General features: G+C 56.9%; 1 protein-coding gene. It reads right to left on the reverse strand.

Annotated features, from left to right (window positions below; all coding sequences use genetic code 11):
- The coding region (locus B3Z75_RS12585; protein ID WP_294072284.1) for an aminotransferase class I/II-fold pyridoxal phosphate-dependent enzyme at positions 1-202 on the reverse strand (202 nt) is incomplete at both ends.

The following is a 202-nucleotide window of genomic DNA, read 5'->3' on the forward strand; positions in this document are numbered from 1 at the left end:
TAAAGCTCGGTGTTTCCACCAGAGCCGGGTCGCCCGGGTCCAGGAAAGCCTTTGCCAGGATATGAATAGCCTGCAGAGACCCTGTGGTGATAATCAGCCGGTTGCTTTTTACCGGAAGACCCTTTGCTTCCAGATAGTCCGACAACGATTCGAGCAGGGTGGGGAGGCCGGTCGTCGGACCGTACTGCATGGCAACCTGCTT

Origin of the sequence: Proteiniphilum sp. UBA1028 (assembly GCF_002316955.1) — a bacterium.
GTDB lineage: Bacteria > Bacteroidota > Bacteroidia > Bacteroidales > Dysgonomonadaceae > Proteiniphilum.